At 63.0% G+C, this 246-nt stretch carries 1 pseudogene; it reads right to left on the bottom strand.

Annotation, left to right across the window (positions count from 1 at the left end):
• Nucleotides 1–246, bottom strand: a pseudogene (locus H6A07_RS09975) (ABC transporter ATP-binding protein); the annotation flags it as partial.

Consider the following 246-nt stretch of genomic DNA (forward strand, 5'->3'; position numbering starts at 1 on the left):
ATGCTGGTCTTGCCTGAGCCCGTCGGACCCACCAGGGCGACGACCTCCTTGGGCCGCACCATCAGGCTGATGTCGTGCAGGATGGGGCGCTTGGGGTCGTAGCCAAAGGTCACGTTCCTGAATTCGACCGTGGCCGGGGCATCCTTCAGTTCGATGGCGTCGGGCTTGTCGGCGATGGTCACCGGCACGTCGATCACCTCGAAGATCCGGTGCCCGGCGGCCATCGCTCTTTGCATAATTGTGTAC

This window comes from Olsenella uli (genome assembly GCF_016899935.1).
Lineage (GTDB): Bacteria > Actinomycetota > Coriobacteriia > Coriobacteriales > Atopobiaceae > Thermophilibacter > Thermophilibacter uli_B.